Below are 6797 nucleotides of genomic sequence, written 5' to 3' on the forward strand. Positions count from 1 at the left end.
GCCCTATTCGATGCTCGCCCTATTCGATGCTCTGGGCCGACCTGCGCGCCGAGCCGCTCGTGATCACGGTACCGGCGGTCTCCACCAAGCGCTACTACTCGGTTCAGTTGATCGACGGCAACACCTACAACTACGGCTACATCGGGAGCCGGGCAACTGGAAGCGCGCCTGGGAACTATCTGGTTGCAGGCCCCGACTGGAAGGGCGTGACGCCCCCGGGCATCAAGAAGGTGTTCAACTCTACGACCCCCTTCGCGCTGACCTTGATCCGCACCCAGCTGTTCAATCCGGCCGACATGCCAAATCTCGAGAAGGTGCAGGCGGGCTACAAGATCCAGCCGCTTTCCGCACTCCTCCATCAACCCGCGCCCCCCGCTGCGCCGAAGATTGATTTCGTGCCGGCCACGACGGCTGGCATCAAGGCCAACTTCTTCGAGTACCTGTCGGCCGCGCTGCAGTATGTGCCGCCTTCGGCTGACGACAAGGAGATCCGGGCCAAGCTGGCCAGCATCGGGGTGGGCCCCGGCCGGACCTTCGAATTCAAAGAACTCTCGCTCGAGCACAAGGGCGCGGTTCTACTCGGCATGAAGGCCGGTGACGACAAGGTCGACAAGTTCCTCTCGGGCGGGATGAAGAAAATCAACGGCTGGAACGTCGGCGCGTTCTTCGGCGACCAGGCGTTCTACAAGGCCGACTGGCTGATGCGTGCCGGCGCCGCGAAGGGCGGCCTCTACGGCAACGACGCCGTCGAGGCGATGTACCCCTACACGCGCACCGACGGCACCGGCCAGACGCTCGATACCAGCAAGCACAACTACACGCTCACCTTCCCGGCCGGCAAGCTGCCGCCAGTCAATGCCTTCTGGTCGGTGACCATGTACGATGGCAAGAGCCAGCTGCTGATCAAGAATCCGATCAATCGCTACCTGATCAATTCGCCGATGCTGTCGGCAATGAAAAAGAACGCGGATGGCTCGCTGACGCTGTACATCCAGAAGGATTCACCGGGCAAGGCCGAGGAGGCCAACTGGTTGCCGGCGCCTGACGACACGGTCTATCTCGTGATGCGTCTCTACTGGCCGAAGGCCACGCCGCCTTCGATTCTTCCTGCCGGCGACGGTAGTTGGCAGCCGCCGGCGCTGGTGGCATCGAAGTAGCGCGACTCTTCTGGCTGCTTGTGACTCGCAAGCAGTCGTTCGATTGCTCGAACTGAGAGGCAAGAGGGCCCTAACCGGCGGTTCGTGGCCGGGTCGCTCGCGCCGGGCGGCAAATTCAAACTGTGTTGCGCAGCGAGTTCAAAGTGGCTGATCTGGCGACTAAGGCCTTGATGCGCAACGGCGCCGGATCCAGCCCTGGTCGGCTACCGACAGGAGTTTTTGTCGGTGTTTGCCGCATTTTGAATTTCGTTCAACTTGGGTTGAACTCGCCGCTGCCCGCCGGGCGGGGAGATGTCCGGGTTGCTTGCTCGCCCCTTGTAGACGCCAAACGAGGAAGGTTGGTCGGAGGCCGGGGGCTGAATGCGACCAACGACGCTTTTTCGAACCTCTCCTGCTTACTTGGCGCCCGCCATATCCGGCGTGCCACCCTGCTTGGCCGGCTGCCGGTTCGGACGGCGGGCATCGCGAGTGTCGACGCGCGCCTCGCCGGCTGCGGCCGCCTTGCCAGTGCCGATGGCATCGTTCTCGGCCGACTTTGCCTGGTCGCCGACAGGTTTCTTCACCTTGCCCTGAGGCCGCGCATTGACCTTGGCTTGAGCCTTGTCCTGCTGCTTACTGTTGGTGATCACCTGTTCCTGCGACGTTGTACCCGCGGGATTCTGGGCATACGCACCGGCTGCGCACAGGCCGGCGATCATGACGGCGAGTAACTTGCTCATTGCAGTTCCTTTGATGAGAATTGTTGATGGGTCCTCATGATAGAACGCGCAAAGGCGCGACCCGTTGACGCAATGGCGACCCTGTACGCTTGCGACCACTCCGCGCTACCTGCTGGCAACATCATGTCTGACCGTCACATCGGGCCAACCCGCCACCTGACCAGACGAGCGCGGAGACCGATGGCCCTCAACCTTTCGATAGGGAACTCGAGGCGCTTTTAGTCGCGAAACATGTTGTGAGCGGAGAAATACTGTCGCAAGAGCGCGCGGCCGATGTTGTGTGTGTTTTGCGTGTCATGCGACACTATTTGTGGTCGAGTTTGACACGATTTCCTGCACTTTTTCCACAACAACATAAGGAATAGCGTGCTGCACTGCAGCAGGCGTTGCCTGGCCTCATCGGCCATCAACACCCCAGCCGCGGGGCCGGTCAGCTGCCCGGCGCTAGGGGAGGGCAGTCGGTTGCGGGGAAGGGCAGTTAGGCCCGGCCGCGTCAATCGGGCGGCAACTCAAGTCTGGGAGTGTCATTCTGCGGTGCTGGGCGAGCACCGACTGCCGACTCTTGGCAGTCCGCTGACCGTCGGTGCTCGGCATGTGAGCGCTTCGCCGCGCTGGCATCAAGCACACCGGTGGACGCGGCAGATGGTATCCCTTTGCAGGTCCGTGCAGACAGCACGGGCTTGCAGGCGGTATCGAGACGGCCGACACTGGGTCAAGTCGCGAACGAAAGGCGACTTGGGCTACTGTTTCCCAAGGAAATCAAGGAGTCCTTACGAACCGTCGTGAGGTTCTCGAATGTCAGACATCAGCTCGTGGCTCGAAGGTCTTGGCCTTGAGAGGTATTGCGAAGTCTTCGCCAGCAACGACATCGACGTGACGATCGTGCCGGATCTGACCGAGCAAGACCTGGAAAAGCTGGGACTGTCGCTGGGCCACCGCCGCAAGTTCATCGCCGCAGCGTCCAAGCTGCGGCAAGCTGCCACCGTTCCTGCCGACCGCGTTGCGCCTGCTCCGGTCGCCAAGGAGGTCGAACGCCGTCAAGTCACCGTAGTGTTCACGGACCTGGTGGGCTCGACCGCGATCGCCAGCCAACTCGACCCAGAGGACCTCGACCAGTTATTGCGCAGGTATCGCGATGCGTGCGCCCGCGTGATTGAGAGATTCGACGGCCACATCGCCCAATACCTGGGGGACGGCGTGCTGGCCTACTTCGGCTATCCGCAGGCACAGGAACAGGCGACCGAGCGCGCGATCCGATCGGCACTCGAGATGGTGATGGCGGTCGCTCGTCTGCAGCGCCCCGATGGCCAGGCGCTGCAGGCCCGAGTCGGCGTCGCCACGGGCCTGGTCGTCGGGCACGCTGCCAGTGACGGGCGCGAACAGACGGTGGTCGGCGATACGCCGAATTTGGCAGCCCGTCTGCAGGCGCTTGCCGAACCCGGCAGCGTGCTGGTGAGCCCGACGACACGGCAACTCAGTGGCGATTTTTTTGAGTACGTGTCCGCCGGCGAACACGCCCTGAAGGGCTTTGACAAGCCTGTTCCGGTCTGGAAGGTGGTGCGTGAACGCAGCGTCGAGAGTCGATTCGCCGCGTCGCGCGGCAGAATTGCTGGGCCGATCGTCGCGCGAGAGCGGGAACAGGTCTTTCTTCTCGATTCATGGCATCGCGCTGTCCAGGGCAACGGCCACCTCGTGTTGCTCGGCGGCGAAGCAGGAATGGGCAAGTCGCGGTTGCTCGAGGCGCTCGCGGAGCGGGTACGTGACACGCCGCATCGGCTGTTGCGCTGCCAATGCTCTCCCTATCACCGCAACAGCGCGTTGTACCCGCTGATCCAGTTGCTGCGGCATGAAGCCGCAATTCAGCCGGAACGCGCGATTGAAGAGAATCTGAGCAAGCTCGAAGCCCTGCTGCCGCGCATCGGCCGGACATCGCGCCGGGACCTGCTTTTGATAGCAGAGTTGCTCGAACTTCCAACACCCGACCGCCTGTCGCCGATGGAGATGACCACCGCGCAGCGCAACCTGGAAATACGCGCCATCCTCGAAGACTTCATGCTGGCCACGCCCGACGATGTGCCGGTGCTCCTGTTGCTGGAGGACGCGCACTGGAGCGACCCCACGACGCAAATCCTGGTGGAACGGCTGCTGTCGCGCATCGGATCGTGCAGGGTGCTGGCCCTTGTCAGCCACCGGCCCGAATTCCGCAAGCCCTGGGGCGAGCACTTGAACGCCACTGCCATTTCATGCAAGCCGCTGGGGCACGACCAAAGTGCTGCGGTGGCCCGGCGCGCCGCTGGCACCTGGCCGATCGACGAGGCGCTGGTCCAGCAGATCGTCGAGCGCAGCGACGGGGTGCCGCTGTATGTCGAAGAGCTTACCAAGGCGGTGATCGACATGAAGGCTGCGCATGCCGTTGCCGTGCCTTCGACGCTACAGGATTCGCTGATGTCCCGGCTGGATCGCCTGGGCGAAGCCGAGGACATTGCGCTGGTTGCCTCGGTGATCGGGCGCCATTTCTCCTACCCGCTCCTGGCCGCCATCGCCGGCGTACAAGAGGCCATGCTGCGCCGGGGCTTGGACCGGTTGCTCGGCGCAGGCCTCGTATTCGCCACCGAGGACTTGCAACAGGGTGGCTACAGCTTCAACCATTCGCTGGTGCAGGAGGCGGCTTACCAAAGCCTGTCGCGCAGCCGTCGCCAGGCCTTGCACCTGAGAATTGCCGAACTGCTGGCATCGCAGCAGGTCACCGCGGCCGTCAGCGCGCCTGAGATCGTTGCCCACCATTTCGACCGCGCGGCGCAGCCGGAGCGATCGTGCGCGTATTGGATGCTCGCCGCGGAAAAGTCGGGGTGGCGCTCGGCCCATGCCGAGGCGATCGCCAACCTGAACGCCGCGCTTGCGCAAGCAGAGCAAATCACCGACGCCGCGACGAGTGCGCGCTGCACGATAGAAGCGAAGCTCAAACTGGGTGCGACCTTCAACATCCAGTCCGGGCCGCTGAGCCATGACATGGCAGCGGTGCTGACGCAGGCCTATGCGCTGGCCAAGCAGGCCGACTCCGAACGGCAACTGTTCCAGGCGACATGGGGGCTGTACATCACCAAGGCCAACTCGCGCCAGTTCGACGATGCGCGCATGTTGGGCGAGGAACTGACAGAGATCAGCCGCAAGCTCGGCGATGACGATCTGCAGATGGAAAGCCTGCATCATCGCTGGGGCATCTGGTACTTTACGGGCCAGACCGAGAAGATGCTGGAAATGACGCGCGAAGGCATTCACCGCTACGACTCGCAGCGCCATCACAGCCTCTCCCACGTGTATGCCGGCCATGACCCGGGTGTCTGCGCACATTGCTGCAGCGCTATCGGGCTGGGCCTCGCGGGTCTGGCGCAGGATGCCACTGCCAGCCTCGACGCTGCGCTCGCGCTCGCGGAATCGGTGCAACACCCATTCAGCCTGACATTCGCGCTGGGCGTGGGCAGCGTCGCCCTGCAACTGGCCGGCGATATCGAAGCCTGTCAGAGCATGGCTGGGCGCGAGATGCTGGTGGCAAAGAAGTACGACTTGCCGCTGCAGCACGGGCTCGGGCAATTCATGTTCGGCCTGGCGCGCACACAGCAGGACGACATCGCCGCCGGGCTAGCCATGATGGAGGCGAACTACGACACGGCGGTCAGACACAGTTTCCTCGGCGTGTATCCGCACTTGGTCATGATCGAAGCGCTGAGGCGGGGCGGCCGCGGCAGGGAGGCGTTGGCTCTCGTAACGCGCACCTTCGACACGCTGATTTCACCGGAAGTCGGCATCCATGTTCCGGAAATGTGGCGGCTGCGTGCAGAGCTTGCGCTGGCGGACTCGGCGGCGAATGCGGCACTCGCCGAAGGTTGGCTGCGTACCGCCGTGCGCATCGCCTCGGAGCAGGGTGCGACGGTCTACCAGACAAGAGCTGAGTCGGCGCTGGCTCAGTTGTTGACATCCTCCCCGCCCTGAAGGACGAGGATTCCTGCTGAGGCAGGCTGCTTCGAGCTCGGCCTGCCTCTTCGGTGGGTTCCTTCGCAGGGGCTGCGCGCTTCGTCCTTGAGGACGCCGCGCGTCTGACCACCCCTCCACAGGCATCGGGCGTCGTTCGAGAAGCCCAGACCGCGTGTCCCGCGGCCAGAATGTCTTTGCGGCGTTGACGTCCGCATGCTCTGTGTGGCCGCAGGCCGCGCAGGCGAGAGCGCTTGCGTCTTCCTGTTTTCAACCGCCTCGTGCCCGCAGATGCGGCACGTGCGACTGGTGTAGGCCGGGTTCACCGCCCGTACCTGACCACCCACGGCGGCCAGCTCGTACTCGAGCTGGCGCCTGACCTAAGGATCCGACGATCGCGATCGAACCAGTAAGCGGTTTCCCATTCCCCAGGGCGGGCGCCGGTCGCGATGCCGGCGTTCAGCCAGGCCGTCGTCTTGGTGCCCCACGACTGGGGGGATCCGCGGGCTGCAAGGAGGCGTTGAGAAGTGGTCCGAGATCCTGCTCCGCGATCGCCCGGGCCTTCACTCGTGCGTTGCGTTTGATCTCTTGAGCTGCGCCCTTGCGCGGGTTGAAGGCGCGAATGAGTTCGAGCCCGCTCTCCCGGACGGACGGCAAGAAGTCGATGTCGGGCTGCTTGAGCGCCCACATGATCGCGGCTCGGTAAGTGGCCTTAGTGCGAATGGCACTTACTTTGGCTCGTACGCATGACCATGCTTCTCGACATGTCGGCGAGCCTGGGCGCGCGGCACCTTCAACCAAGGGTAGGGTTTTGGCCTTCGTTTTCGCATTCGCGGCTCGATGCGTCCGGGTCGATGGCCGACCTTGCATTGGGCGATCAACGTGAACAGCCGCTGGCAATCCTTCGTGACCGAGAGGCCTCGCGAGACCCACTCCGTCCACAGTTGCACCG

4 protein-coding genes and 2 pseudogenes are annotated in these 6797 nt (G+C 63.6%); 2 read left to right on the forward strand and 4 right to left on the reverse strand.

Going from position 1 to position 6797, the window contains the following annotated elements:
- Positions 1-1157, forward strand: a 1157-nt coding sequence (locus AC1DY5_RS36400; RefSeq protein ID WP_478119346.1) for a DUF1254 domain-containing protein, incomplete at its 5' end; no start/stop codon positions are given.
- A 395-nt stretch (positions 1158-1552) separates the two neighbouring features.
- On the opposite strand, the gene AC1DY5_RS36405 is transcribed toward AC1DY5_RS36400, so the two are convergent.
- Positions 1553-1855, reverse strand: coding sequence for a cell envelope biogenesis protein TolA (locus tag AC1DY5_RS36405; RefSeq protein ID WP_478119347.1), 303 nt, complete (start codon positions 1853-1855; stop codon positions 1553-1555).
- An 816-nt stretch (positions 1856-2671) separates the two neighbouring features.
- Between AC1DY5_RS36405 and AC1DY5_RS36410 the strand changes: the two genes are divergently transcribed.
- Positions 2672-5866 (forward strand): adenylate/guanylate cyclase domain-containing protein, encoded by a 3195-nt coding sequence (locus tag AC1DY5_RS36410; RefSeq protein WP_478119348.1) that lies wholly within the window; start codon positions 2672-2674, stop codon positions 5864-5866.
- On the opposite strand, the pseudogene AC1DY5_RS36415 reads toward AC1DY5_RS36410, so the two are convergent.
- From AC1DY5_RS36415 to AC1DY5_RS36425, 3 genes and pseudogenes are all read right to left on the reverse strand, one after another.
- Positions 5839-6210 (reverse strand): annotated as a pseudogene (locus tag AC1DY5_RS36415) (zinc ribbon domain-containing protein); the annotation flags it as partial. The gene AC1DY5_RS36410 and the pseudogene AC1DY5_RS36415 overlap by 28 nt on opposite strands.
- Before the next feature lie 94 nt (positions 6211-6304).
- Positions 6305-6535, reverse strand: a complete 231-nt coding sequence (locus AC1DY5_RS36420; protein ID WP_478119349.1) for a hypothetical protein — start codon at positions 6533-6535, stop codon at positions 6305-6307.
- Between the two features lie 38 nt (positions 6536-6573).
- A pseudogene (locus tag AC1DY5_RS36425) lies at positions 6574-6797 on the reverse strand (IS4 family transposase); the annotation flags it as partial.

This window comes from Variovorax sp. P4_D9 (assembly GCF_056401695.1).

Coding starts and splice junctions, on each gene's coding strand:
- AC1DY5_RS36405 (WP_478119347.1), bottom strand. CDS start 1,855: ATGATCGCCGGCCTGTGCGCAGCCGGTGCGTATGCCCAGAATCCCGCG.
- AC1DY5_RS36410 (WP_478119348.1), top strand. CDS start 2,672: ATGTCAGACATCAGCTCGTGGCTCGAAGGTCTTGGCCTTGAGAGGTAT.
- AC1DY5_RS36420 (WP_478119349.1), bottom strand. CDS start 6,535: ATGTGGGCGCTCAAGCAGCCCGACATCGACTTCTTGCCGTCCGTCCGG.